22 protein-coding genes and 2 tRNA genes are annotated in these 25,802 nt (G+C 68.2%); 14 read left to right on the top strand and 10 right to left on the bottom strand.

Translation table 11 applies throughout. From position 1 onward, the window contains the following. The 3 genes from DWB68_RS08150 to DWB68_RS08140 all read left to right on the top strand — a co-directional run. A partial coding sequence (locus DWB68_RS08150; RefSeq protein ID WP_158588254.1) for an NAD(P)/FAD-dependent oxidoreductase occupies positions 1 to 576 on the top strand: 576 nt, incomplete at its 5' end. 30 nt (positions 577 to 606) lie between these two features. Next, complete coding sequence (gene trxA / locus DWB68_RS08145; protein ID WP_119424642.1) at positions 607 to 927, top strand: thioredoxin; 321 nt, start codon at positions 607 to 609, stop codon at positions 925 to 927. A 188-nt stretch (positions 928 to 1,115) separates the two neighbouring features. Continuing rightward, positions 1,116 to 1,538 carry a YkvA family protein gene (locus tag DWB68_RS08140; protein ID WP_119424641.1) on the top strand — a complete coding sequence of 141 codons (423 nt, stop codon included), beginning with the start codon at positions 1,116 to 1,118 and terminating at the stop codon, positions 1,536 to 1,538. A gap of 1,105 nt (positions 1,539 to 2,643) precedes the next feature. Here the strand turns inward: DWB68_RS08140 and DWB68_RS08135 are convergent. The 9 genes from DWB68_RS08135 to rpmH form a co-directional block, all read right to left on the bottom strand. Then, on the bottom strand, positions 2,644 to 3,867 hold the full coding sequence (locus DWB68_RS08135) for a ParB/RepB/Spo0J family partition protein (protein WP_119424640.1): 1,224 nt from the start codon (positions 3,865 to 3,867) through the stop codon (positions 2,644 to 2,646). 430 nt (positions 3,868 to 4,297) lie between these two features. Beyond that, complete coding sequence (locus DWB68_RS15980; RefSeq protein ID WP_147391624.1) at positions 4,298 to 4,756, bottom strand: hypothetical protein; 459 nt, start codon at positions 4,754 to 4,756, stop codon at positions 4,298 to 4,300. A 3,287-nt stretch (positions 4,757 to 8,043) separates the two neighbouring features. Continuing rightward, on the bottom strand, positions 8,044 to 8,904 hold the full coding sequence (locus DWB68_RS08130) for a ParA family protein (RefSeq protein WP_119424649.1): 861 nt from the start codon (positions 8,902 to 8,904) through the stop codon (positions 8,044 to 8,046). A gap of 225 nt (positions 8,905 to 9,129) precedes the next feature. After that, the gene (rsmG, locus tag DWB68_RS08125; RefSeq protein WP_233548684.1) at positions 9,130 to 9,780 is read right to left on the bottom strand and encodes a 16S rRNA (guanine(527)-N(7))-methyltransferase RsmG; all 651 of its coding nucleotides are present in this window, start codon (positions 9,778 to 9,780) and stop codon (positions 9,130 to 9,132) included. Between the two features lie 77 nt (positions 9,781 to 9,857). Next, positions 9,858 to 10,439 carry a Jag family protein gene (locus tag DWB68_RS08120; protein WP_119424638.1) on the bottom strand — a complete coding sequence of 194 codons (582 nt, stop codon included), beginning with the start codon at positions 10,437 to 10,439 and terminating at the stop codon, positions 9,858 to 9,860. Continuing rightward, the gene (gene yidC, locus DWB68_RS08115) at positions 10,436 to 11,410 is read right to left on the bottom strand and encodes a membrane protein insertase YidC (protein ID WP_119424637.1); all 975 of its coding nucleotides are present in this window, start codon (positions 11,408 to 11,410) and stop codon (positions 10,436 to 10,438) included. The genes DWB68_RS08120 and yidC overlap by 4 nt, the downstream gene beginning before the upstream one ends. Before the next feature lie 9 nt (positions 11,411 to 11,419). Continuing rightward, positions 11,420 to 11,872 carry a membrane protein insertion efficiency factor YidD gene (gene yidD, locus DWB68_RS08110; RefSeq protein WP_119424636.1) on the bottom strand — a complete coding sequence of 151 codons (453 nt, stop codon included), beginning with the start codon at positions 11,870 to 11,872 and terminating at the stop codon, positions 11,420 to 11,422. Then, entirely contained in the window at positions 11,869 to 12,231 is a 363-nt protein-coding gene (gene rnpA / locus DWB68_RS08105; protein ID WP_119424635.1) for a ribonuclease P protein component, read from the bottom strand. Before rnpA ends, yidD begins: the two co-directional genes overlap by 4 nt. A gap of 68 nt (positions 12,232 to 12,299) precedes the next feature. Then, complete coding sequence (rpmH, locus tag DWB68_RS08100) at positions 12,300 to 12,437, bottom strand: 50S ribosomal protein L34 (protein WP_119424634.1); 138 nt, start codon at positions 12,435 to 12,437, stop codon at positions 12,300 to 12,302. 458 nt (positions 12,438 to 12,895) lie between these two features. Between rpmH and dnaA the strand changes: the two genes are divergently transcribed. The 11 genes from dnaA (at position 12,896) to DWB68_RS08050 (ending at position 25,230) form a co-directional block, all read left to right on the top strand. Further along, positions 12,896 to 14,365: a chromosomal replication initiator protein DnaA gene (gene dnaA / locus DWB68_RS08095; RefSeq protein WP_119424648.1), complete on the top strand. Its 1,470-nt coding sequence runs from the start codon at positions 12,896 to 12,898 to the stop codon at positions 14,363 to 14,365. Positions 14,366 to 14,866: 501 nt separating this feature from the next. Further along, positions 14,867 to 15,991 carry a DNA polymerase III subunit beta gene (gene dnaN, locus DWB68_RS08090; RefSeq protein WP_119424633.1) on the top strand — a complete coding sequence of 375 codons (1,125 nt, stop codon included), beginning with the start codon at positions 14,867 to 14,869 and terminating at the stop codon, positions 15,989 to 15,991. 132 nt (positions 15,992 to 16,123) lie between these two features. Further along, the gene (gene gnd, locus DWB68_RS08085) at positions 16,124 to 17,005 is read left to right on the top strand and encodes a phosphogluconate dehydrogenase (NAD(+)-dependent, decarboxylating) (protein ID WP_119424632.1); all 882 of its coding nucleotides are present in this window, start codon (positions 16,124 to 16,126) and stop codon (positions 17,003 to 17,005) included. Between the two features lie 7 nt (positions 17,006 to 17,012). Beyond that, the gene (gene recF, locus DWB68_RS08080) at positions 17,013 to 18,428 is read left to right on the top strand and encodes a DNA replication/repair protein RecF (RefSeq protein WP_119424631.1); all 1,416 of its coding nucleotides are present in this window, start codon (positions 17,013 to 17,015) and stop codon (positions 18,426 to 18,428) included. Next, the gene (locus tag DWB68_RS08075) at positions 18,425 to 19,063 is read left to right on the top strand and encodes a DUF721 domain-containing protein (protein ID WP_119424630.1); all 639 of its coding nucleotides are present in this window, start codon (positions 18,425 to 18,427) and stop codon (positions 19,061 to 19,063) included. The genes recF and DWB68_RS08075 overlap by 4 nt, the downstream gene beginning before the upstream one ends. A gap of 389 nt (positions 19,064 to 19,452) precedes the next feature. Further along, on the top strand, positions 19,453 to 21,414 hold the full coding sequence (gene gyrB / locus DWB68_RS08070) for a DNA topoisomerase (ATP-hydrolyzing) subunit B (protein ID WP_407645676.1): 1,962 nt from the start codon (positions 19,453 to 19,455) through the stop codon (positions 21,412 to 21,414). Between the two features lie 112 nt (positions 21,415 to 21,526). Then, positions 21,527 to 24,187 carry a DNA gyrase subunit A gene (gene gyrA / locus DWB68_RS08065; RefSeq protein WP_119424628.1) on the top strand — a complete coding sequence of 887 codons (2,661 nt, stop codon included), beginning with the start codon at positions 21,527 to 21,529 and terminating at the stop codon, positions 24,185 to 24,187. 143 nt (positions 24,188 to 24,330) lie between these two features. Next, positions 24,331 to 24,825, top strand: a complete 495-nt coding sequence (locus DWB68_RS08060) for a DUF3566 domain-containing protein (RefSeq protein WP_233548680.1) — start codon at positions 24,331 to 24,333, stop codon at positions 24,823 to 24,825. Positions 24,826 to 24,915: 90 nt separating this feature from the next. Continuing rightward, a tRNA-Ile gene (locus DWB68_RS08055) sits at positions 24,916 to 24,989 on the top strand. Positions 24,990 to 25,024: 35 nt separating this feature from the next. Continuing rightward, positions 25,025 to 25,144, top strand: coding sequence for a DLW-39 family protein (locus DWB68_RS16660; RefSeq protein WP_233548679.1), 120 nt, complete (start codon positions 25,025 to 25,027; stop codon positions 25,142 to 25,144). Positions 25,145 to 25,157: 13 nt separating this feature from the next. Continuing rightward, a tRNA-Ala gene (locus DWB68_RS08050) sits at positions 25,158 to 25,230 on the top strand. A gap of 53 nt (positions 25,231 to 25,283) precedes the next feature. On the opposite strand, the gene DWB68_RS08045 is transcribed toward DWB68_RS08050, so the two are convergent. Continuing rightward, positions 25,284 to 25,715 carry a hypothetical protein gene (locus DWB68_RS08045; protein WP_119424626.1) on the bottom strand — a complete coding sequence of 144 codons (432 nt, stop codon included), beginning with the start codon at positions 25,713 to 25,715 and terminating at the stop codon, positions 25,284 to 25,286. Positions 25,716 to 25,802: the final 87 nt, after the last annotated feature.

The following is a 25,802-nucleotide window of genomic DNA, read 5'->3' as shown; positions in this document are numbered from 1 at the left end:
GACGGCTTCTTCTTCCGCGAGCAGGAGATCGCCGTCGTCGGCGGCGGCGACTCCGCCATGGAGGAGGCCCTCTTCCTCACGAAGTTCGCGTCCAAGGTCACCGTCATCCACCGCCGCGACTCGCTGCGCGCCTCCAAGATCATGGCCGACCGCGCCCTCGCGCACCCCAAGATCGAGTTCGTGTGGAACTCCGAGGTCGCCGACGTCCTGGGCGAGGACAAGGTCACGGGCGTGCGCCTGCGCAACCTGAACACCGGTGAGGAGAGCGAGCTCGCCGTCACCGGCGTGTTCGTCGCCATCGGCAACGACCCGCGCGTGGCCCTCGTGAAGGACCAGGTGCAGATCACCGACGCCGGCACCATCGCCGTCGACGGCCGCTCCTCCCGCACCTCCGTGGACGGCGTGTTCGCCGCCGGCGACGTGCTGGATCCGACCTACCGCCAGGCCATCACAGCCGCCGGCTCCGGCTGCGCCGCCGCCATCGACGTGGAGCACTACCTGGGCTCCCACGAGACGGCCTGCGCCACCGACGATTCGACCGAGACCGCCCAGGCCGCCGACGCGGCGATCGCCTGATTCAACCCCTTTAGCGCGAGGAGAGACACCATGGCCACCGTTGCCGACGTCACCGATGCCACCTTCCAGGACGAGGTCCTGAAGTCCGACAAGCCCGTCATCGTGGATTTCTGGGCCGAGTGGTGCGGCCCGTGCCGCATGCTCAGCCCCATCCTCGACCAGATCGCCGACGAGCACGACTCGGTCAAGGTCGTGAAGGTCAACGTTGACGAGAACCAGGGCATCGCCGCCCAGTACGGCATCACGTCCATCCCGGCCGTGTACGTCTTCAAGGCCGGCGAGCACGTCGCCACCTCGATCGGCGCCAAGCCCAAGCAGATCATCGAGAAGGAGTTCGCCGAGTACCTCTGAGTCCCGCGAGTACCTCTGAGTCCCGCGAGCACCGCTGCTTCTCCGAGCCGCCGCCATCGAAACGATGGCGGCGGCTCGTGCGTTTCCTGCTGTCTTCCGGCCTGCTGGCGTTGGCCCCTGTCACCGTGGCGGCGTTGGCGCTGGACGTACGCTCTGCTGGATGGATCGTTGCAACAAGGAGGCATGACGTGCCCGGATGGCTGAGCATCGTGATCGGCGTGCTGTGCGCCCTCATCGCGCTGTGGTTCGTCTTGCTGGCCCTGCGGTGGTGGACGGCCCGTCGGCTCAACCGGCGTCTCGATCTGCGCGCAGCCCTGCGCCTCGTGCCCGACGTCCTGGTGCTCGTGCGAGACCTCGCACGCGATCGATCCCTCCCCCGGCGGGTGCGCTGGGGCCTCTACGGGCTCCTCGCGTATCTCCTGCTACCCATCGACCTCGTGCCAGACGTCATCCCCGTGCTCGGCTACGCCGACGACGCAGTGGTCACGATCCTGGTTCTGCGGTGGGTGTTGCGCACAGCCGGCGAGGAGATCGTCAGGGCGCAGTGGCGTGGAAGCGACGAGGGGATCGAGGCCGTGCTAGCCCTCGCCGGCCATCCCAGTGAGCTGTGAAGCCGGAGGGCGACGCCGCTTGGTGACGGAGGGGGTGTCTGCCTTCGGGGCAGTGGCGCTGGCGTGGGCGTCGGCGTTGTCGATGTGTGCGTGTGCGTGTGCGTGTGCGTGGGCGTCGGTCATGGTGCCGCATCGACGGGCCGCACGCCTGGCCGGTTCCCTTGGCTTCGGACGGGCGGTGCGATGCGCCACTGATCGCAAGATACTTTCGAGTAACTTGTGGGCTCGGCCTCTTCTAGATCTGCCCCTTGATGTTGGACTGCGCACCGGTCTCTCCAGGCCCGCGTGGCGCCCTGCACCGCCCGAGCCGCACCCGCCGAGCGCCGAGGCTGCCGCAGTGCGCCGTGTCTCGCCGGAGGAGGCCGCCAACGGCCCTCGTACACCTCGCTTCGTGTCGCTTGCCTGAGGCTCCGATCACCCGCCTCGACGGTCCCGGAGCTCCCGCCACCACCGCACCATCGCTCCCCTCTCGAGGGGGCCTCGGCCCATCGTCGCCACGGCGTCACCGACGAGCTGCGGCGCGGTGTCCGGCGGCCCGAGCGTGGGCCTTGGCCGCGTGGGCTGACCGTCGGACGCCGCAGGCGTTGGGGCTGAGAGGTCACGACCCCACTGGCCTCTGCCGCCAACGACGCCGCGGGAACGCTCCACCTCCACTGCGGCCCGCACGGACGTCCACCCCTCCCCCGCCGCCCTTTCCGCTGTCTTTCACTGGCCGGGTTGTGGTCGAGCCTCCCCGTTCAGACACCGCCGTTCAGGCCCCGTGCTCGGAGCCTCGGTATCGACGTGGCCTCGTCCGCGTGGCTGCGCTACGTCTCCACCAACGCCGCGCCGCCGTCGGTCCGCACCGCGGACCTGCCGCGGACCTATTGGGGGGGCGGCCAGGAGCGGCCAGGAGCGGCCAGGAGCGGCCAGGAGCGGCCAGGAGCGGCCAGGAGCGGCCAGGAGCGGCCAGGAGCGGCCAGGAGCGGCCAGGAGCGGCCAGGAGCGGCCAGGAGGCAGTCTCGCGCACCGGGCGCACCCGATGTCACACTGCGCGTGTTTCACGTGAAACAAATACGGAGGGGTACCCCACCATCGGTGGAGTACCCCGCGCGCAGTGTCAGGCTCAGTCCTCTGGACTCATGAGCGCCATGATGCGGTTCAGGTCGTCGACGGAGGCGAACTCGATCTGCACCTTGCCCTTGCGGGCACCCAGGGTGATCTTGACGTTCGTGTCGAAGCGATCCTGCAGCGTGGAGGCAAGGAAATCGAGGCGCTCATGGCGCTCGGGCTCCGCCCGGCGGCGGCGGGTCGCCTGCGGCTTCTCCCCCTGAGTCAGGGATACCTGCTCCTCGGTGGCACGCACCGAAAGCCCCTCGGCAACGATGCGCTGAGCCAGCTTCTCCATCTCCGCGGGGTCCTCAAGACCGAGGAGAGCGCGAGCATGACCGGCGGACAGCACGCCGGCTGCCACTCTGCGCTGCACCAGGGCGGGAAGACGCATCAGCCGGATGGTGTTCGAGATCTGCGGACGACTGCGGCCAATGCGGGCCGAGAGCTCTTCCTGCGTGCATTCAAACTCGGTCATGAGCTGCTGGTAGGCTGCCGCCTCTTCCAGCGGATTCAGCTGTGAACGGTGCAGGTTCTCCAGCAAGGCATCGCGCAGGAGGTCGCCATCTTCGGTGTCGCGGACGATCGCGGGGATCGCCGTGAGTCCTGCCAGCTTGGACGCGCGCCAACGGCGCTCTCCCATGACCAGCTCGTACTTCGGGCCCTCGGCTTCGCGGCTGGGCCGCACGACGATGGGCTGCAGCAGGCCGACCTCGGAGATCGAGGCGACGAGTTCATCCAGCTCGTCCTGGTCGAAGACCGAACGCGGCTGCTTGCGATTCGGATGAATGTCAGCGAGCGGCACCTCGGCGAACGACGCCCCAGGAACCACCACGAGTTCGTTGGCGGGGGCAGCGGCGTCCTCCACCGGCTGCACGGGCTCGGCCGGTGCGCTGGCCTTGGACGCCTTCCCCAAAACGTCGGGGACGGACTGGCGCGGGCGCGAACGATCAGCCGTTGCTGTAAAGAACATGTCGGCCGGACGGGCCTTGCGAGGAGCTGCGGTGCTCTTCGGCGCACGCTTGACCACATCGTCGGCAACCGACTGCCGAGCGGAATCGCTTGAAGGCTTCTTTACGGCCGGGGCACTCCTGCGTACCGGAGCCGGAGAGGACACCTGCTTCGTCGGCTTCGAGGTGGCAGGAGCGGCCGGCTCTGACGCCTTGGCTTCGGGCTCCGCCGGTGAATTGGCGATCAAGGCTCCGAGGCCGCGTCCAAGCCCGCGTCGTTTCTCGGCCATGGTGTCCTTTCGGGTGGTGTGTTCACTTCTTATCGTAGTCGCGCGCGCTCACATTCCCTATGTGGCGCGGAATCCACAGTTGCGCGCGCACGCGGGACCACGCACTCTTCCCCGTCCCGACCCTCCGCGCGTGTTTCACGTGAAACAGGCGCCCAGGACATCAACTTGGACGAAAAGAACAGATTCCATGTTTAAACGCTATCGATGGGACTCCAGTGCGGCACTGCTGGAGTGACATGGACCCGACCCGAGGCAAGGGGAACGCGTTCAGGAGACTCAGAGCGCGTCACAGAAAATTCCATTCCAATATCAATCCTTATCCGTCGAGAACAAAGGTAGAGGCTCAAGGCGAGATCGGAAGCCTAGGTGGGGTCGGGTGAAGACGGGCCCCTCTGGCGTCGAATCCTCCACCAGCAACCGTCGCGGGAGCTCACTGGCTCACTGAGGCCTCGTGCCATGCACCATCGCAAGCTGTGCCCGCCCCAGCCTGCGGACGATGCATCGTCGCCGCCTCGTCGCTCACCGCTGCATCGGCGCTGGACAGGAATCGATCCACGCCGCCACACGCACCCGGCCGCACGACCTCCCCCTGGGCGGCAAGTACTGGCCTGCCCACGGACACCACCAGACTCTTGGCGCGCGCATCGCCGTCGTGACCCGTCGTCGTCGGAAGTCGTTCCATCATCGACGCCGCCTCGACCGTCAACGCGCCAGCTCCGGGCGTCACACCGCGCGCGATGTCCTGCGACGAACACCAAAGATCGGTGCGCCGCGAGCGGCGGATGAGAAGGTGGTGCGTGATCGTGACGTGGTTCCCGCGCGACGTTCGGGCTCTTTCTCGGCGGCACGATGCCTGTTTCACGTGAAACACGTGCACGTCGGCCGACACGTTTCACGTGAAACACGGCGGGGCACGGCACCGCAAACGGGCCACCGAGGCCACCCTCCGCGGTGCCGCGGACGGTGTCGAATTCGCCCTCTATGGATCGCTTCACGTGAAACATGAGCCATCCGCAGGGCCCTGTTTCACGTGAAACGGTGCGCGCACAAAACCCGCTCCCGCGCAGAAGACGGGGGCCCAGGGGGCTGAGCCCCCAAGGGAAGTTCGCCGCGCGGCGCCCAGATACCGGCGTCGGCGAACGAAGGGCGTGAACGAAGGCGCGGGCAGTCGAGGCGTGGAGTGCAGAGAAGGCAACGAACATGACTCGATTCAACGTCGGAACGGCCTGCAACCCTGCGTGCAAGGAGGGCGCACAGGGCGCACCGGCGCACCGCTGTCAAGAGATTGCCGTGGACATGAGTCGGTCGAGCGGACACGTGACGGCGGAGCGCGTCCGACTGCCTGAGTCCCCTCAGCGCCGCCCAAGCGGGGGCGTCACGCAGACCGCCAGACGCCAGCGTGCCCGGACCACACCTCGGGGCAGTCGCTTACAAGCAGGACACTCGTGCGCACCAGGACGCAGTACTGAACACGCTGGTCGCTCCCCGACGTACCCCGCGGCCAGGCGTACCGGAAGGCCCGGGCCGTCCGAGGTGCTTCGCCGCGTACTCCCCTGACAGCCACTCGTAGCGGGCACCGCCCATCCACCTTGAGCCAGGATCTGTAAGCACACCGGGAAAGAGCAGGACGGCTGCGGGCCGGAGCGGCTGGGCGCGGCCCGCCGAACAAGCCTCGTGAATGACTCCCCTCGGAAGGAGGCGGCCCCACCGCGCGGTTGAAGCGGACACGCACCGCGTGCCATGCGCGAGTTCACCGCAGTCGTCTTGGACTCCTGGTCGTCCTGCGAGCGGTTCCGGCTCAACCCAGCGAACAAGCATCGCTAGCGCCAGGGAGGCATGGCCACGGCCCACAACCTCGATCACGGAGACACCATCCTGTTGCTCCCGCGCTCCCAAGCAATCGCCCACGCCCGTCCCGCCGTCCCTCCGCATCCGAGCAGTGAAAGACGCCCGTTCCATCGAGCTCCCCTGTGGCACCGAGATCCGATGCCGACCCACACACTCGAACAAGAGCTCGAATCTGCGTGCCCGCGCTGCGGCGGACGGTATGGGGGGAAAGGCACCCGGGTCCAAGGGGGACGATTCCAGAACGTTCGCTCGCCCGGATAGCTGGGCGACAGGTAGGAGTAGCAGCCCCCGGCACAAACCGGCGGCGGTCCCGCTCGCGGACCGTGCACCACCGAACCGCGCACGTACTCGTCGATCTCTCCGAAGGCCACCTCCTCCGCATCGTCAGCGGCGACGCGAACCGCAGGACGCTGGGTGCAACCGGACTTCGCCCCAGTCCGCCCGTCAGCATCAACGCGGCGAGCCGCGACCGCCCACGCACGCCCCTCCCGGCGGCCGGGCGAATCGCCCGGTCGTGCGAGTCCTCGAGGCGCGCCAGGGCCGCTGGTGGCGAAGCGCGCGGCACTGAGGCCTTAACGCGGCAGAGGGTCCCAGAGCATGAACCAGGGGGCCGACCCTGGACCAACGAGGAGGCGCCAGCCCGCCCGAGCTGACCAACCAGGCACCCGGAGACCCACCGCGGCGCTGGGAAGCCAGCACAGGGCTTCCTGCGGCGTTTGATGGCCCCCGGGCGGCACGGAGGTTCCCCGCCCGTGCGCCGCACCCAGTTGCATTCCCCACCCGCGGGCGGCACGTACACCAGCGCGCGAACCTCACCCGATAGGGGACACCAGGCGAATCTCCTCCCGTGCCTGCCGCACCTTGGTCCCTCGACTGCCGCCATGGCCAGCCACGGGCACAGCGGATCCCAGGGCGTCTGTCCAACTCACCCGTCGACCGCTCAACCAGGAGCCAGGAGCCAGGAGCCAGGAGCCAGGAGCCAGGAGCCAGTCTGCACCCCTCCGGCCCTGGCTCGGGCACCGGACGCACCAGCGGCACACCAGCACGCGGAGGAACCCCTCCCCCCACCCAGGCAGAGTCCAGTGGACGCTGTGGCCCTCGAGACGGCGGCAGTGAACGCGGGCAGCCAGTGAGCTGCCGGGGCCGCAGACGGCAATCCATGTGGCCGCCCTCCAGCGTGCCCTCCCCCGGGACCACGCACCGACGCGACGGGCAGCCTGAGACCAGCCGTCCCGGCGCTCGCGCAGACGTCCACGGCGCGAGAAGCGCTCCCTGGCGAACGGGGCGAACGGGACAGACGATGAGAGCCGGCAGCCTGCGTGCCCGCGGACCGCGCCAGGCAAACGGCAGGTGACCCCCGGTGGTTTCACGGGAAACATCCGGTAGCGCTCACGAGGGAGACGAGGCGCCCGTGCTGTTGCGCTCGGGTGAACATGTCTGCGAACTCGCCCGTTTCCCTCACAGCCCCACCGGGGCCGGGCCGCGACCCGTCTCCGGGCCCAGGGAGCGTCACAGACGACGGTCAGCCCTCGCAGGGGCCAACTGGTGGCGAGGCCAAGAGCCCCACCCGCCGCGCTGCGCCAGGCAACACCACAGGGTGTGGATCGAGAAGGTGGGACTGCGTGTCTATCCCCAACTCCACACACGTCGGTGGATAACTCGCGCGTAGCCGCGCTCCGAACGCTGAAACGCGGTCGCTTCATCCACATGACAGCACCGTTACCCACAGTGACGACATGCGCAGATTTCCGCGAGAATTCGCGGCTTTTCGCGTCGCTTTGGCAAGTTATCAACAGGAGGCTCCCAGATACCCACAAGCATCCACACCTTGTCCCCAGTTATCCACAGGACTGTGCACCAACGCCTGGGGACAACACCCTCCGCCCGGAGGGAACGCTCTCGAAGGCGAGGAACCGCTTCGCTCTCAGACGCGAGGCCTCAGCTCGCGCCGGTGGCAGCCGCGAGCTGCCGTGTCACCCAGGCTCTCCCCCACCGCAGCAGGGGGACCTCACCACCGTCCGCGTGCGAGGCGAGCGCACAAACACCGGACATCAAGAAATCAACCTCTCATGCGCTGGACGCACGAACCCAGGTAATAGGCAATGCTTCATGCATGACAGATCGTGCGCGGAGGTCGTCCCCGCCCCGCACGGCTCGGCGATTGCCCCGACCCCAGGTAGGGACACCCCGCACCATCGAGCGAAAAGCCCGCTCCACCACACGACCCGCGAAAGTCAAGTTGGAACGCTTAAATTCGACCCAAAGGGACTGGCGAGAACGCAGAAGGGCCCCGCCGGAAGCACTCCGGCGGGGCCCAACGTTGAATAATCAGCGACCGGGTCGCGAGGCGAGCTCGGCGGCGGCCTCAAGGTACGCGAGGGCACCCGTCGAGGACGGATCGTAGGTGATGACCGACTGCTGGTAGCTCGGGGCCTCGGAGATGCGCACGCTGCGCGGGATGACCGACTTGAGCACCTCCTCCGGGAAGTGCTGCCGCACCTCGTCGGCAACCTGCGCGGCGAGGTTGGTGCGGCCGTCGTACATGGTCAGCAGGATCGTGGAGACAACCAGCGCCGAGTTCAGGTGCTTCTGGATCATCTGGATGTTCTTGAGCAGCTGGCTCAGGCCCTCGAGCGCGTAGTACTCGCACTGGATGGGGATGAGCACCTCGCGCGAGGCGACGAAGGCGTTGACCGTCAGGAGGCCGAGCGAGGGCGGGCAATCCACGAGCACGAAGTCCAGGCGCGGCTGGCCGTTCTCGGCACGGTACGTCTCGTACTCTTCCAGCGCGCGGCGCAGGCGCTGCTCACGCGCCACAAGGGACACGAGCTCGATCTCCGCGCCGGCCAGGTCGATGGTCGCCGGGGCCACGGTGAGACGCTCGAGATCGGGGCACGGCGCCACGATCTCGGCCATCGGCTTGTCGTTGATCAGCACGTCGTATACGGACGGGACCTCGGAGCGGTGATCCACACCGAGTGCGGTCGAGGCGTTCCCCTGCGGGTCGATGTCCACGACCAGCACCTCGAAGCCGGACTTGGCCAGGGCCGCGGCAAAGTTCACCGTCGTGGTGGTCTTGCCGACGCCGCCTTTCTGGTTGCTGACCGTGATGTACCGAGTGTTCTCGGGCCGGCTCAGCGGGCGCTGACGACCGCGCCGGCGTCCATGCGCCAGCTGCTGAAAGTCCATCGCCGAGTGCTGCTCCATGCTGTCCTTCGTTTCAAGGGTGCGGGTCTGCACGAGGGGGAACGTGCAAACGCGGTCCCGTCGAGTCTATCGCCCAGGACCGTCACCGTCCGGGGCCTGCCCGGACAGCGAAAGGGGACCCGCGCGCCGTCGTTCTCCGGCGCGCCGAGTCCCCCTTCAGATGTTCTTGCCCCTCTCCCGCGCAGCGGGGGAACGGGCGGTGTTTCGCTAGCCGATCGGCACGCGAACCACCGTGGTGGGCTCCTCGAGGAAGCCCTCGCCAAAGGTCTCGACGCTCACGTCGTGACCCTTGAACTTGCGGATGATCTTCTGCGCCTTCTCGATCTCCTCGGCCGCGCTGCGGCCCTTGAGGGCCACGAGCTGACCCCTGCCGTGCAGGAGCGGGACGGTGAGCGGGATGAGGTTGCGCAGGGCCGTTACGGCGCGGGCCGTGACCACATCTGCGTCGATCTCGTCGGCGACCTGCTCGGCACGAGCCCGAACCACGTCCACGCGCCGCTCGAGGCCCAGGTCCTCCACGACCTCGTCCAGCCACTGCACGCGGCGGTCGAGGGGCTCGATGAGCACCATCATGAGGTCGGGCCGGGCCAGCGCCAGCGCGATGCCGGGCAGGCCGGCGCCGGAGCCGACGTCGGCGACGAGCGCACCCTCGGGGATCGCGTCGCCGGCGGCGGCACAGTTGAGGACGTGACGACCCCACAGGCGCGGGATCTCGCGCGGGCCAAGGAGGCCTCTCTCGATGCCGCTGGAGGCCAGGTGGCCCACGTAGCGCTGGGCCAGCTCGGCGTTCTCACCGAAGTAGTGCTCGACGGCGGGCAGTTCCTCCGCGGTCGGGCGGGGGGCATCCTCGGGGGCCACCGCGATGGCGGCCGCGTCGACGCGCTCACCCTCGGGGCCCGTGCCCGGACGGAAGGCTTGCTCTTCCTTGGACACGCTCAGCCCTCCGCGGGATGGACGACGACGTGACGGCGCGGGCCCTCACCTTCGGAGACGGACACGAGGCCGGCCTCCGCCACGAGATCGTGGACGAGCTTGCGCTCGTAGGCGCTCATGGGGCGCAGGTGCTCCGGCTCGCCGGAGGTGCGCACCGACTCGATGGCGGCAGCGGCGAGGTCGCCGAGCTCGGCGCCGCGGCGGGCGCGGTAGCCATCGACGTCCAGGATGAAACGCGAGCGCTGGCCCGTGCTGGCCAGAACGGCCAGGCGGGCGAGCTCCTGCAGCGCCTCCAGGGTGGAACCATCTGCGCCCACGAGCTGCTCGAGCGAACCGGGCTCGTCCTCGGACTGCAGGGAGACGTAGACGCGGCCGGCCTTCACCTCGATGTCGATATCGCCATCGAGATCGGCGATGTCGAGGAGTTCCTCGAGGTAATCGGCGGCGGCGTCGCCCTCCTCATCGAGGCGGGAGGCCGGCACGGCGGCCGACTCCTCCGTCTCGGCGAGCTGCTGCTCGGGCTCTTCGATGTTCTCGGCCGGAACGGCGTCGACGGCGTGGTCCTGCTCGGGGCTCTGCGTCACTTCTTCCTCCGGTTCTTGCGCTGCGGCTGCTGGCGCTGCTGCTGCTGGGCCTGGGCCTTCTCCTCGGCCTCAGCGGCCTCGGCCTCGGCCTGCGCCTTGGTCTTGCCCACCGGGGGCAGGCCCTTGGCGGCGCGGCGGATGTTCAGTTCCTTCTCCGCGAGGGAGCCCGGGGTCGGGTTGTACTTGATGACCCACATCTGCTGGCCGAGCGTCCACAGGTTGGAGGCGGTCCAGTAGATGAGCAGGCCGATCGGGAAGTTGATGCCACCGATGCCGAAGACCAGCGGAAGGATGTACATCATCATCTTCTGCTGACGCATGAAGGGACCCTCGAGGGCCTCCTTGGTCATGTTCTTGGTCATGAGCTGGCGCTGCGTGAAGAACTGCGAGGCCACCATGGCGATGATCATGACGATCGCGACCACGATGACGGCCATGTTCGGGTTGCCGCTGCCCAGGGTGCCGACGAAGGTGTCGGAGAGCTTGGCGCCGAAGATCTTGGACTCATCGAAGCTGCGCACATGCGCGGCGGACAGGGCGGCGATGCCCTCGTTGCTGCCGCTGGCCTTGGAGGTCGTGGAGAGGACCGTGTAGAGCGAGAAGAAGAACGGCATCTGCACGAGCAGGGGCAGGCACGAGGAGAACATGCCCGTGTTGTGGCTCTTGAACAGCGCGCGCTGCTCGGCCAGCATGGCCTGCTGCGAGACCTGGTCCTTCTTGCCCTTGTACTTGGCCTGGAGCTTGCGCAGCTCCGGCTGCAGGGCCTGCATGGCGCGCTGCGCACGGATCTGGCGCGCGAAGAGCGGGATCAGGGCGGCGCGAACACCGATCGTCACGAAGATGATCGACAGCGTCCAGGTCCAACCGGAGTTGGGGTCGAGGCCGATGAGGCTGAAGCCCTCGTGGAAGAGCCACAGCAGCCACGACATGAGGTACCTGAACGGGGTCAGGATCAGATTGATGAAGTCCATGATGCGGTACTACGCTCCTCGGGCCGCGGCTGCGGCAGGGTGAGCCTCGTCAAGAGGGGGATGGTTGAGAACAATGATCTTGGGCGGGGCATCCTGCGACCAAATCCTGCGGCCCGGCGGCACCGGGTCGATGCCTCCCTTGGCCCAGGGGTTGCAGCGAAGGATGCGTCTCGCGGTCAGCCATGAGCCCTTGAGGGCCCCATGCACGGTGACGGCCTCCAGCCCGTAGGCCGAGCAGCTGGGGAAATATCCGCAGACCTGCCCGTAGAGCGGGGAGACGATCAGCCGGTAGAGCTTGAGGAAGCCGATGATCAGGTTTCGCGGGAGGTCGACGACGTGTCGCCACCACGGCGTGGGCGGCACCTGATCGGCGGGCACCAAGGGCGCCGGACCGAGTTGGGCGATGACGTCCGCGACCGGGACGCTGCCGTCGGCCGGCTCGTGGGGGTGATGGTGGCTCACGGCGCGTCGCCCTGGCGCGGGGCCTTGGCCCGGCCGGCGGTGCGCTGAAGGGCCTTGCTCAGGTCCTTCACGAGATGGTTCCAATCGGCGTCGGCGGCGGCGGGCAGGGCCCTGACCACCACATCGGCGCCGGCGAAGCCGTCCTTCAGCTCGAGCCACGCGGCCTCACGCAAGCGTCGCTTGACGAGGTTCCTGACCACGGCGTTGCCCACCTTCTTGGAGACGACAAAGCCGAACCTGGCCGGCCCGGCGTCTTCAGAAGAATGAACGAGCGTAGAGACGACGAAGTTCCGGCACCCGAAACGGGTGCCGGAACGCACTGTTGTTTTCAGCTCGCGCCCGTCGCACAGACGGTGCATGCGGGGCAGCAAAGTGACCTTCGTCGTCGCGGAAGGGTCTCCCTAAGAAGGGAGCCCGCTCCCGTGAATCAGGCCGAGAGGGCCTTGCGGCCCTTGCTGCGGCGGCTGGCCAGGATGGCACGGCCCGCACGCGTACGCATACGCAGACGGAAGCCGTGCTTCTTGGCGCGGCGGCGGTTGTTCGGCTGGAAAGTCCGCTTGCTCACGGTGCTCACTCCATGTCGTCGTTCTCAGGCATCGCCCGCCGCGACAGAAAGAGGAAGAACGGGATGGATGCATCGGTCAAACTTGAGATCCCCCCGTCCTCCTCGGCGAGGAAGTCGGCGACTCTGGGGTGCGCAAGGCACCCAGCGTCACAATGAGGGACTTGTTAACGGTAGATGAGTGCACGGGCACGGGTCAAACTGCCGTGGCGCATCACACACGGCTCACGCCGGATCACGGCGGTTCTTCGCCGGGCGGGAACTATCCACCGCCTGTTCACATCCATTATCCACAATCTGGGGAGATCGATGGGGATATCCGGTGCTGACGGGTGAGTTTTTCCCCATATGGGTGCCCCAGCCTGTGCATAACCCGGGGCGAGCCGGGTACCGTGGAGACTCGCGCCGGAGGTTCCGCCGCGGAGCGCGGGAGGTTCCTCCCGGGGAAGAGGCACGTGAGCGTGAGCAGCGATGAATCCAACAGCGTCGGCAGCGCCTGGCGACAGGTCGTCCGCACGCTGGAGCAGGACGATCGCGTCTCCCCGCGCCAGCGCGGATTCATCGACCTGGCCCAGCCCCTCGGCCTCATGGAGTCGACGCTCCTGCTGGCCGTCCCCAGCGAGCTTGCCCGCGAGGTGCTGCAGAACCAGCTGAAGTCCCCGCTGGATGACGCCCTGCGTTCGGTGTTCGGCCACGACATCCTCTGCGCCTTCACGATCGACACCGATCTGGCCCAGGAACCGGAGCCCAATACTCCCCCCACCCGCGTGGAGCGCGTCGAAAGCCAGCCGGGCGCAGTCCCGCAGGACACCGGCGAACGCATTCACCACCCGGTCCCCCACGCGCGGGCTCAGGGCATGGCACCCCAGCCGGCCCCGCCGTCGAACTCCACCGAGTTTGGTCGCCTGAACCCCAAGTACGTGTTCGACACCTTCGTCATCGGTTCCTCGAACCGCTTCGCCCACGCCGCCGCCGTAGCGGTGGCCGAGGCACCGGCCAAGGCCTACAACCCGCTCTTCATCTACGGCGGCTCGGGCCTCGGCAAGACCCACCTGCTGCACGCGATCGGTCACTACGCCCGCCACCTGTACCACGGCATCCGCGTGCGCTACGTGAACTCGGAGGAGTTCACGAACGACTTCATCAACTCCATCCGCGACGACGAGGGAACGAGCTTCAAGCAGACGTACCGCAACGTCGACATCCTGCTCATCGACGACATCCAGTTCCTCGCGAACAAGGACGCGACGCAGGAGGAGTTCTTCCACACCTTCAATGCGCTGCACAACCACAACAAGCAGGTCGTCATCACCTCCGATCTGCCGCCCAAGCAGCTCGCCGGCTTCGAGGACCGCATGCGCTCGCGCTTCGAGTGGGGCCTCCTGACGGACATCCAGCCGCCGGAGCTGGAGACCCGCATCGCGATTCTGCGCAAGAAAGCGCATGCGGAGGGGCTCTCGGCCCCGGACGATGTCATGGAGTACATCGCCTCGAAGATCTCCACCAACATCCGTGAGCTCGAGGGCGCCCTGATCCGCGTCACGGCCTACGCCTCGCTCAACCGCCAGCCGGTGACGCTGGATGTGGCCGAGCATGTGCTCAAGGACCTCATCTCCGACGAGGACGCCCAGGTCATCACGCCGCAGGCGATCGTCGCCCTGACCGCCGAGTACTTCGACCTGACCATCGAGGAGCTCAACTCCAAGTCGCGCACGCGCACGCTCGTGACCGCGCGCCAGATTGCCATGTACCTGCTGCGCGAGCTGACGGACATGTCGCTGCCGAAGATCGGCGAGCTCATGGGCGGCCGCGACCACACCACCGTCATCCACGCAGATCGCAAGATTCGCGAGCTCATGGCCGAGCGCCGGGCCATCTACAACCAGGTCACCGAGCTCACGAACAAGATCAAGCAGCAGCACCGCGACTGAGTTCCACCCCGCAAAACCCCGAAAATCCGCCCCGGAACGGGCTTTGGTGGATAAGTCCGTGGAGAGGCCGGGGACAAACTGTGGGTGAGTGGGGTCCGCCTGTGGACGCTGTGGATGGGACGGGGTTTCATGCACAGGGGCTGGCACTGAGTACCGGGCGTCGTCGACAGCTCATCAACAGGCAACTTCGGCGGAATTCCGGGGCAAAATCGAGTTTTCCACAGATTCCACAGCGGTTATTAACACTCCCACTCTTCCTTCAGCCACCAAACAACATCCTCACTCGGCCACTCGAGCGTCCGATCCGAAAACGGATCAGCTTTCGGATCTATCGTTGGGCCCTCGGGTGGAACCGCATCCCACCCCTCCCTCGCAGCCGTTGACGTGAGCTGCGCTTCACTGATGCACTCAAGACCGTCAGGGCTGCACCGGAAGGTAGGCTGACAGTCCCGATCTCCTCCGTATCGAAGCCCGTGAAGCCAGGGCGAAAGGTGGCCACCCGTGAAGTTCAGCGTGGAACGCGACGTCCTCACCGAGGCGGTGACCTGGACGGCCAGGTCCCTCGCCCAGCGTCCGGCTTCTCCCGTCCTGGCAGGCATCCTCATCACGGCTTCCTCCGGCATCGTCACCCTCGAGGGCTTCGACTACGAGACGAGCGCGCACCTCGAGATCGAGGCGCAGATCGAGGAAGAGGGAACCATCCTGGTCTCCGGCAAGCTCCTCGCGGAGATCTGCCGCAGCCTCCCCCAGCAGGCCGTGACCATCGAGACCGACGGCACCAAGGTGCAGGTTCGTTGCGGACGCTCCCGCTTCCACCTCGCGACGATGCCGGTCAGCGAGTACCCCACGCTTCCGGCCCAGCCCGAGATCCTCGGCCTCGTGGACGGCGCGGAGTTCGCGCACGCCGTGGCTCAGGTCATCGTGGCGGCGTCCAAGGACGACACCCTGCCGATCCTGACCGGCATCAAGGTCGAATTCGACGACGACCACATGACGCTGCTGGCCACCGACCGCTACCGCCTCTCGTTGCGCGAGCTGGCCTGGCGCCCGGCAACCCCCGGCATCCAGACCTCGGCTCTCATCAAGGCCCGCACGCTCTCCGAGGCGGCCAAGACCCTCGGCGGTGCCGGCGATCTGACGCTGGCGCTCTCCCCCAAGGGCGATCTCATGGGCTTCTCCTCGGGCGCCCGCCGCACCACCACGCTGCTCGTGGACGGCGATTACCCCAAGATCCGCTCGCTCTTCCCGGAGAGCTCCCCGATCCACGCCTCCGTGCGCACCTCCGAGCTGGTCGAGGCCGTCCGTCGCGTGTCCGTCGTGGCCGAGCGCAACACCCCCGTGCGCCTGCAGTTCACGCAGGGCCAGGTCGCCCTGGACGCCGGCACCGGCGAGGACGCGCAGGCCGAGGAGAGCATCGAGACGCTGCTGGACGGCGAGGACATCACCGTGGCGTTCAACCCGGCCTACCTCTCCGAGGGCCTGGCCGCGTTCGATTCCGAGTTTGTGCGCTTCTCGTTCACCTCGGCACCCAAGCCGGCCATGCTCACCGCGCAGAAGGAGGAAAGCGGCGAGGACGACGACGCCTACCGCTACCTCGTCATGCCGGTGCGCCTGCCGAACGCCTGAGCACCTCGTTTCAGGGGGCGCCTCGGCGCCCCCTGAGGCGTTTTGATACCACCCGCATCACCAACAGAAACGAGCACTGCGGCCCCAGCGACGTGGCTTGCGGAACCCGCCGATCCCTACGGAGGAATCAAAATGCATATCGGCATGATTGGCCTGGGCAAGATGGGCGGCAACATGCGCGAACGCCTGCGCCGCGCCGGCCACACCGTCACGGGCTACGACCGCAATCCCGACGTCAGCGACGCCGCTTCGGTGCAGGAGATGGTGGCCGCGCTGCCGACCCCGCGCATCGTGTGGGTCATGGTTCCGGCCGGCGCCATCACCGACTCGGTGGTCGGCGAGCTCGGGGGCCTGCTTGAGGCCGGCGACCTGATCATCGACGGCGGCAACTCCCGCTTCACGGACGACGCCCGCCACGCCGCGGAGCTGGGTGCCAAGGGCGTCCGCTTCGTCGATTGCGGCGTCTCCGGCGGCGTGTGGGGCCTCGAGAACGGCTACGGCCTCATGGCCGGCGGCTCGGCCGAGGACATCGCGGAGCTCATGCCGATCTTCGACTCGCTGCGCCCCGAGGGCGAGCGCGCCGATTCCTTCGTCCACGTGGGTGAGGTGGGCGCGGGTCACTACGCCAAGATGGTCCACAACGGCATCGAGTACGGGCTCATGCAGGCCTATGCCGAGGGCTACGAGCTCCTGGAGCACAAGGACATCATCAAGGACGTCCCCGGCACGTTTAAGGCCTGGCAGAAGGGCACCGTGGTGCGCTCCTGGCTGCTTGATCTGCTCGTGAACGCGCTGGACGAGGATCCCGAGCTGGCCCAGGTGGCCCCGTGGGTCGAGGACTCGGGCGAGGGCCGCTGGACCGTGGAGGAGGCCATCGCCGAGGCGGTGCCGATGCCGGTCATCACCTCCGCGCTCTTTGCCCGCTTCGCCTCGCGCGACGACGCCTCGCCGCAGCTGAAGATGGTCTCCGCCCTACGTCACCAGTTCGGCGGCCACGCGGTCAAGAAGGCCTAGCTCCGCCGTGTTCGTCTCCCATCTCACGCTGCGTGATTTCCGCAGCTACGCCCTCGTCGAGCTTTCGCTCGAGGCGGGCACGAGCGTGCTCGTGGGGCACAACGGGGTGGGTAAGACGAACGTCGTCGAGGCGATCGGTTACCTCTCGACGCAGGCCTCGCACCGCGTCGCCAACGATGCTCCGCTCGTGCGTTTCGGCGCCGAGCGGGCCATCATCGGCGCGCGCGTGGAGCGCGGCAAACAGGCCACGGCGGTGGAGCTCGAGGTGATCCCCGGCCGCGCCAACCGCGCGAGGATCAACCGCTCCAACCCCACGCGGGCCCGCGAGGCGCTGGGGATCGTGCGCAGCGTGCTCTTTGCGCCGGAGGATCTGGAGCTCGTGAAGGGCGATCCCGGCGCGCGCCGGCGGTTCCTCGACGACCTGGTGGTGCAGCTGCGCCCGGATCAGGGTGCCGTTCGCGCCGACTACGAGCGCGTCCTGAAGCAGCGCAACGCGCTCCTGAAGTCCATCCGGGGCGGGGGCCGCATGAGCTCCTCTCACGAGGCGACGCTGGACGTCTGGGACGCCCACCTCGCGGCGGCCGGCGCGCGCGTGCTGCGCAATCGCGTGCACGTGCTGGGGCTGGTGGCCCCGCACCTGGCGGAGTCCTACGCCTCGCTCACGGACGGTTCCAAGGCCGCGACCGCGCTGTACCTGAGCACCATCACGGGCGACGCCGAGCGCGTCGCGGGCCCGGGCGAGCCCGTCGCGGATCCGCGGCTCGTGGGGGCCACGCTGCCCGAGTACGAGGCGCTGTTGCTCGCGGCCCTGCAGGGTGCCCGCCGCCGCGAGGCCGAGCGCGGGGTGACCCTCGTGGGGCCGCACCGCGACGACGTCATGCTGGGCCTCGGGCCGGCGCCGGCCAAGGGCTTCGCCTCCCACGGCGAGACGTGGTCGCTCGCCCTGGCGCTGCGCCTGGCCTCCTACAGCGTGCTCACGGATGACGATCCGGCGCCCACGGCCCGTCCGGTTCTCATGCTCGACGACGTCTTCGCCGAGTTGGATGCCCGCCGGCGTGCCAAGCTCGTGGCCACCGTGACGCAGGCCGAACAGATCATCGTGACGGCGGCGGTGCGCGAGGACGTGCCGGCCGAGCTGGACGCCCGCCTCATCCCCGTGGGACCGGGCTGGGTCGGCTCGGAACCGGAGCCGGCCGGGGAGCCGAACGACGAGGCGCCCCGCGCCCCTGAGCACCCCGCATCGCTGGAGGAACCCGAGGCGGGCGGTGAGGCCGCCCCCGCGACCCAGGCCCACGCCGTCGGGCAGGTTTCCGACGTGATCCCCGACGACGACGCGGCGGCCGGCGCCACTCAGGAGCCGGGACCGACGGCGACGTCGGGAGCCGGCGCCATCGCCTCCCTGCTCGGCGGTGAGCGGGAATGAGCGAGCCCCGCGAGTGGGTCCCCACGCCGGATCCCGTGGGCGAGGACGGCACGGAGGCCGATCCCGAGGAGCGCCCGCAGGGTCTGCCCGGTGAGGTGACGATCGAGGAGGCCGACGCCCCGCGCGTTGCGCTGCAGCGCGCCAGGACGGCGGCCCAGCAACGCGGCGAGGTGCGCCGCGGCGCTGCCCAGGTGGCGCGGGCCCGCGAGAAGGCGGCGGCCCGCAAGGCCGCCGCCCGCGGCGAGCGGCCGGCGGGCGTGGCCCAGGACGATGAGGGCCGCGATCCCGTGGGCCTCGGTCGCGTGATCTCCTCGCTCGTGCGCTCGCGCGGCTGGAGCGATCCCGTGGCCGTGGGGTCGGTGCTCACGCGCTGGGCCGAGATCGTGGGGCCGGAGATCGCCGCGCACACCGAGCCGGAGTCCTTCGAGAACACCACCGTGGTGGTGCGCTGTGACTCGACCTCGTGGGCCACCCAGCTGCGGCTCATGCAGCACACCGTGCTCAAGCGCTTCGACGCCACGGTGGGTGCCGGCGTCGTGACGACGCTCAAGGTGCTCGGGCCCGCCGGGCCGTCGTGGAAGCACGGCCTGCGGACCGCCCCCGGCGGGCGGGGACCGCGCGATACCTACGGGTAGCCGGCGCCGGGCGGCGCGAACCGCTGGAAGGGCCTTCAGCGCGCCGAGGGGGCGCCCCGGAGCGAAGACCCTCCCAGCGTCGTCGGAGGCTGTGAGGGGCGTTTTTGGGCCATAGGCGCAATAAACCACCCTCAGAACGCCCCGTTTTGAGGCCGCGCGCGGTAGAATGGAAAGGCCTTTCCGGTGTCCAGCGCGGGCCCGGATCGGTTGCACTTCCACCAGCTGCGCGCAAGGAGCCCGGAACACCCGTGACTGAGCAGAACCAGCAGACCCCCGAGGATTCGGGCACCCAGACCGTCGAGAACGCCCTCGAGGTCCACGCCCACGCAGGCACAGGCAACGTCGGCAACGGCAAGGTCACCGAGGAGTACGGCGCCTCGGCGATCACCGTGCTCGAGGGCCTGGAGGCAGTGCGCAAGCGCCCCGGCATGTACATCGGTTCCACCGGTGCCCGCGGCTTGCACCACCTCGTCTACGAGGTCGTCGACAACTCCGTGGACGAGGCCCTGGCCGGCTACTGCGACACCATCCGCGTGACGCTGCAGGAGGACGGCGGCGTTCGCGTCGAGGACAACGGGCGCGGCATCCCCGTGGAGATCCACCCCACCGAGGGCAAGCCCACGGTCGAGGTCGTCATGACGATCCTGCACGCCGGCGGCAAGTTCGGCGGCGGCGGTTACGCCGTCTCCGGCGGCCTGCACGGCGTGGGCATCTCCGTCGTCAACGCGCTCTCCCGCCGCGTGGTCACCAAGGTCAAGCGCGAGGGCTACGAGTGGGACGCCGAGTTCGGCAACGGCGGCAACGTCGTCAAGGGCCTCACCCGCGGCGAGGCGACGGAGGAAACGGGCACGACCCAGACCTTCTACGCCGATCCCGAGATCTTCGACACCACCGAGTATGACTTCGAGACGCTGCGCGCCCGCTTCCAGCAGATGGCCTTCCTCAACAAGGGCCTGCGCATCGTCCTGACCGACGAGCGCTCCTTCGAGGAGGACGGCGAGGAGGTCGCCTCCGACGACGAGTCGGTCGAAACCGCCGTGCCGCGTCACCGCACGGTGGACTACAAGTACGACGAGGGTCTGCTCGACTACGTCAAGCACCTCAACACGGCCAAGAAGGTCGAGCTCATCCACCCCGATGTCATCGCCTTCGAGGCCGAGGACACCGAGCGCAAGATCTCCGTGGAGATCGCCATGCAGTGGACCTCCGCCTACTCGGAGTCGGTGCACACCTACGCCAACACGATCAACACGCACGAGGGCGGAACCCACGAAGAGGGCTTCCGCGCGGCGATGACGTCCCTCATCAACCGTTACGCCCGCGAGCAGAACTTCCTGCGCGAGAAGGATGAGAACCTCACGGGCGACGACATCCGCGAGGGCCTCACCGCCGTCATCTCGGTCAAGCTCGGCGAGCCCCAGTTCGAGGGCCAGACCAAGACCAAGCTCGGCAACTCCGTGGCCAAGGGCTTCGTGCAGGGCGTCGTCAACGACGGCCTGGGCGACTGGCTCGAGCGCAACCCGGGCGCGGCCAAGGACATCGTCCGCAAGGCCCAGCTCTCGGCCCAGGCCCGCATCGCCGCCCGCAAGGCGCGCGACACGGCCCGCCGCAAGTCCCCGCTGGAGACCTTCGGCATGCCGGGCAAGCTCTCCGATTGCTCCTCGAAGAACCCCGCCGAGTGCGAGGTCTACATCGTGGAGGGCGACTCCGCCGGCGGCTCCGCCAAGCGCGGCCGCGACCCCCGCACGCAGGCCATCCTGCCGCTGCGCGGCAAGATCCTGAACGTGGAGCGCGCCCGCCTCGACCGCTCCCTCGGCAACGCCGAGATCCAGTCGATGATCACGGGCTTCGGCACCAACATCGGCGAGGAGTTCGACATCTCCAAGCTGCGCTATCACAAGATCGTGCTCATGGCGGATGCCGATGTGGACGGCCAGCACATCACCACGCTGTTGCTCACGGTGCTCTTCCGCTTCATGCGCCCGCTCATCGAGCACGGCCACGTGTACCTGGCCCAGCCGCCGCTGTACCGCATCAAGTGGTCAAACGCCCCGCACGACTACGTCTTCTCCGACGCCGAGCGCGACGCAGCGCTGGCCAAGGGCTACGCGAACAACCAGCGCCTGCCCAAGGACAACGGCATCCAGCGCTACAAGGGCCTGGGCGAGATGGACTACCACGAGCTGTGGGACACCACGATGGACCCGGCCCACCGCACGCTGCTGCAGGTGACCATGGACGACGCCGCCGCGGCCGACCAGGTCTTCAGCGTCCTCATGGGCGAGGACGTCGAGGCGCGCCGCGATTTCATCCAGCAGAACGCCAAGGACGTCCGCTTCCTTGACATCTAGCGGTGCCCCTCGCCTGACACGCCCAGCGCGTCAGGCGAGGCGCGGCACCTGGCGCGGCCCCGCCGTCGTGCCTCAACAACTTCCCTGACACACACGTGAGGAACTGTTCACTATGAGTGACGAGATCCAGCCCCAGGACGGGGCGGACGAGCAGCCGCTGACGGGTGCCATCGTCGACAAGGTCAGCCAGGTTGACCTGCAGACCGAGATGCAGCGCTCCTACCTCGACTACGCCATGGCGGTCATCGTGGGGCGCGCGCTGCCCGACGTCCGCGACGGCCTGAAGCCCGTGCACCGCCGCGTCATCTACGCGATGTACGACGGCGGCTACCGTCCGGACCGCGGCTTCAACAAGTGCGCCCGCGTGGTCGGCGAGGTCATGGGCCAGTACCACCCGCACGGCGACACCGCGATCTACGACACCCTCGTGCGCCTCGTCCAGGACTGGACCATGCGCTACCCGCTCGCGCTGGGCCAGGGCAACTTCGGCTCCCCCGGCAACGACGGCGCCGCCGCCCCGCGTTACACCGAGACCAAGATGGCCCCGCTGGCCATGGAGATGGTCCGCGACATCCACGAGGACACCGTGGATTTCGTGCCGAACTACGACGGCAAGAACCAGGAACCCACGGTCCTGCCGGCGCGCTTCCCGAACCTGCTCGTCAACGGCTCCGCCGGCATCGCCGTCGGCATGGCCACGAACATCCCGCCGCACAACCTCCGCGAGGTCGCCGACGGCGTGCAGTGGGCGCTCGAGCACCCCGAGGCCACGCGCGAGGAGCTGCTCGAGGCGCTCATCCAGCGCATCCAGGGCCCCGACTTCCCGACCGGCGCCCGCATCCTGGGCCGCAAGGGCATCGAGGACGCGTACCGCACGGGCCGCGGCTCCATCGCGATGCGCGCCGTCGTGGACGTCGAAGAGATCCAGGGCCGCACGTGCCTGGTCATCACCGAGCTGCCCTACCAGGCGAACCCCGACAACTTGGCCATCAAGATCGCCGACCTCGTCAAGGACGGCAAGATCCAGGGCATCGCCGACATGCGCGACGAGACCTCGGGCCGCACGGGCCAGCGCCTCGTCATCGTGCTCAAGCGCGACGCCGTCGCCAAGGTGGTCCTGAACAACCTCTACAAGCACACCGAGCTGCAGCAGAACTTCTCCGCGAACATGCTGGCGCTCGTGGACGGCGTGCCGCGCACGCTGTCCCTCGACGCGTTCATCCGCCACTGGGTCACCCACCAGATGGACGTCATCGTGCGCCGCACGCGCTTCCGCCTGGCCAAGGCCGAGGCCCTCGCGCACATCCAGCTCGGCCTGCTCAAGGCCCTGGATGCGCTGGACGAGGTCATCGCGCTGATCCGCCGCTCCCCCACCGTGGAGGAGGCCCGCGAGGGCCTGAAGTCCATGCTGGACATCGACGACGATCAGGCCAACGCGATCCTGGACATGCAGCTGCGCAAGCTGGCCGCCCTGGAACGCAAGAAGATCCAGGAGCTCTACGAGCAGCTCATGGCCGAGATCGCCGGCTACAAGGTGATCCTCGAGTCCCCCGCGCGCCAGCGCGAGATCATCTCCGAGGAGCTCCAGGAGATCGTTGACCGCTTCGGCGACGACCGCCGCACCGAGATCGTGCGCGGCTTCGACGGCGACATGTCCATCGAGGACCTGATCCCCGAAGAGGACATGGTCGTCACGATCACCCGCGGCGGCTACGTCAAGCGCACGCGCACTGACAACTACCGCAGCCAGAACCGCGGCGGCAAGGGCGTCAAGGGCGCCCAGCTGCGCGGCGACGACGTGGTGGAGCACTTCTTCGTGACCACCACGCACCACTGGCTCGCGTTCTTCACGAACCTCGGCCGCGTGTACCGCATCAAGTGCTACGAGCTGCAGGAGGCCGGGCGCGACGCCAAGGGCCAGCACGTCGCGAACCTGCTCGCGTTCCAGCCGGACGAGAAGATCCAGCAGGTCCTCGCGCTGCGCGACTACGAGCAGGCCCCGTACCTGGCCCTCGCCACGCGCAACGGCCTCGTGAAGAAGACGCGCCTGTCCGAGTACGACACCAACCGTTCGGCCGGTGTCATCGCGATCAACCTGCGCGACGGTGACGAGCTCGTCTCGGCGGCGCTGGTCTCCGAGGAAGACGACCTGATGCTCGTCTCCAAGCTGGGCCAGTCGGTGCGCTTCACCGCCACGGACGAGGCGCTGCGTCCCATGGGCCGCGCGACCTCCGGCGTGACGGGCATGAAGTTCCGCGAGGGCGACGAGCTCCTCGCCGCCGACGTCGTGGCGCCCGAGTCCTTCGTCTTCACGGTGACCGACGGCGGCTTCGCCAAGCGCTCCCCCGTTGACGAGTACCGCGTGCAGGGCCGCGGCGGCCTGGGCATCAAGGTGGCCAAGCTTCCCGAGGATCGCGGCGAACTGGTCGGCGCGCTCATCGTCGATGAGGCCGACGAGGTGCTCGTGGTGATGGCCTCCGGCAAGGTGGTTCGCACGGCCGTGGACCAGGTCCCGGCCAAGGGTCGTGACACCATGGGCGTCATCTTCGCCAAGCCGGAGAAGAAAGACCGGATCATCGGCGTGGCGAAGAACCGCGACGAGCAGATCGAGGACGAGGACGCCGAGTCCGAGGCCGGCCAGTCGGCCGAGCACCAGGCGGATGCAGGCCTCTCCCAGGGTTCGGACGGTACAGTGTCCGAGGATCAGGGCAACGCGGAGCCGGTTGATAGCGACGCCGAGGCCCAGGAGCAGAACCACGGAGGCAACGAGTGAGCACGCCCAACACGCCCGGGGGTAGGGCCCCCCGTCCCCAGCAGCCGAGGACGGCGACAGCGCGTCCGGCGCAGGCGCCGCGTAGCGCTCAGCCGACCCAGGGCGCCCCGCGTCAGGCGCAGCCGGGCCGCACGGCCCAGCCCGTGGCCCGTCCGGCCGCGGCCGGCGCCAAGGCCGCGCCCGTCAAGGGTGCACCCACCAAGGGTGCCCCCGCCCGCCCGGGGCAGCGCCCCGCGCAACAGGGTCTGGTGCGTCCCGCGCCGAAGGCGAAGGTCCGCAAGGCCCGCCTGCTGGTCTCCAAAGTGGACGTCTGGTCCGTCCTGAAGCTCGCGTTCCTGCTCTCCGTGGCGCTCGGCATCATCACGGTGGTCGCCGCCGTGCTGCTGTGGCTCGTCTTCGATGTGGCCGGCGTCTTCAACCAGATCAACTCGCTCGTGGCCACGGTGCTCGGCAGCACCACGGGCACCGCGTTCGACGTGAAGTCCTATCTGTCCATGGGTCAGGTGACGAGCTTCGCGGTCATCATCGCGGTGGTGAACGTGGTCCTGCTCTCGGCCCTGTCGATGATTTCAGCGTTCATCTATAACTTGGCCTCCGGCCTGGTGGGCGGCGTGTCCGTCACCCTGACGGACGACTAGTTTTCGGCTTGTCTGGGGCCGGACGAGGGCCCGATTTGGATCCTCGTCCGGTCTTAGGTAAAGTTGTCTCGTCCCCACGGGGATGGAAGAGGGCGTATAGCTCAGGCGGTTAGAGCGCTTCGCTGATAACGAAGAGGTCCCAAGTTCAAGTCTTGGTACGCCCACGGATTCCTCTTTCTCACCACCCTCAGAGGTGAACATGAAGAAGATTCTTCTGCTGGCATTGGCCGCAGTCGGAGCGGTCGTTGGATACCGCCGATACCAAGAGAGAGCCGCTACCAAGGCCTCCTGGAAATCTGCAACGGATTCCGTAGACTGAACCGAACCTCCTCGGGGGTATGGCGCAATTGGTAGCGCACCTGCTTTGCAAGCAGGGGGTTAGGGGTTCGAGTCCCCTTACCTCCACCGAAGAATGAAGAAGAGCCCGGACCACTTGGTCCGGGCTTTTTCATGTCCCTTCACCGTGGAGTGGGGGGTGTGCTGGGGGTCCAGTCCGGGGAGAGATCATGGCTTTCGAGTAGCTCAGCCGTCTCCACCGCGCCGAACCACTGCACGTCCAGCGGGCCCAGGAAAGCATGCAGCTCGTCCGCCGTGTCGAAGCTGAACTCGTCGTGGGAGGACCCCAAGCTGACCTGGCTCTCGGCGGTGCGGAGGAAGCACACCCAGTAGCTCTCGATGAGCCCGAGCATCTCTTGTGGCGGGAGCTCCCGCCACCGCAAGGACTTCACCCGGGTCCGCCCCAGGAACTCTGCTCGGCCACGGCCCAGCTCGGCCTCGTTCGGCCCCGGGCTCTGCCCCGCAGGGCGCTCCTGGTCCACTGTGCGCAGGTGATCGGCATAGAGCAGTTCTCGTCGGGCACGGCGCCCCCACGGGCGGCGAAGGCTCAACATTGGGCACGTCCTTGGCGGTGATTCGACGCGAGGCCCCTCCCCCAACGGGGAAGGGGCCTCGCATGAGGTGAAAGATCGGCGTCGAGC

The organism is Galactobacter valiniphilus (genome assembly GCF_003575975.1).
GTDB classification, from domain to species: domain Bacteria; phylum Actinomycetota; class Actinomycetes; order Actinomycetales; family Micrococcaceae; genus Galactobacter; species Galactobacter valiniphilus.
The sequence above is the reverse complement of the archived record's forward strand: the minus strand, read 5'-3'. Positions and strand labels throughout refer to the sequence as shown.

Bases quoted from the DNA above. Each gene is read 5' to 3' on its own strand.
- DWB68_RS16660 (WP_233548679.1), top strand. From the start codon at position 25,025: ATGAAGAAGATTCTTCTGCTGGCATTGGCCGCAGTCGGAGCGGTCGTT.
- gnd (WP_119424632.1), top strand. From the start codon at position 16,124: ATGCATATCGGCATGATTGGCCTGGGCAAGATGGGCGGCAACATGCGC.
- rnpA (WP_119424635.1), bottom strand. From the start codon at position 12,231: ATGCACCGTCTGTGCGACGGGCGCGAGCTGAAAACAACAGTGCGTTCC.
- gyrA (WP_119424628.1), top strand. From the start codon at position 21,527: ATGAGTGACGAGATCCAGCCCCAGGACGGGGCGGACGAGCAGCCGCTG.
- DWB68_RS08045 (WP_119424626.1), bottom strand. From the start codon at position 25,715: ATGTTGAGCCTTCGCCGCCCGTGGGGGCGCCGTGCCCGACGAGAACTG.
- DWB68_RS08135 (WP_119424640.1), bottom strand. From the start codon at position 3,867: ATGGCCGAGAAACGACGCGGGCTTGGACGCGGCCTCGGAGCCTTGATC.
- trxA (WP_119424642.1), top strand. From the start codon at position 607: ATGGCCACCGTTGCCGACGTCACCGATGCCACCTTCCAGGACGAGGTC.
- yidC (WP_119424637.1), bottom strand. From the start codon at position 11,410: ATGGACTTCATCAATCTGATCCTGACCCCGTTCAGGTACCTCATGTCG.
- DWB68_RS08130 (WP_119424649.1), bottom strand. From the start codon at position 8,904: ATGGACTTTCAGCAGCTGGCGCATGGACGCCGGCGCGGTCGTCAGCGC.
- DWB68_RS08075 (WP_119424630.1), top strand. From the start codon at position 18,425: ATGAGCGAGCCCCGCGAGTGGGTCCCCACGCCGGATCCCGTGGGCGAG.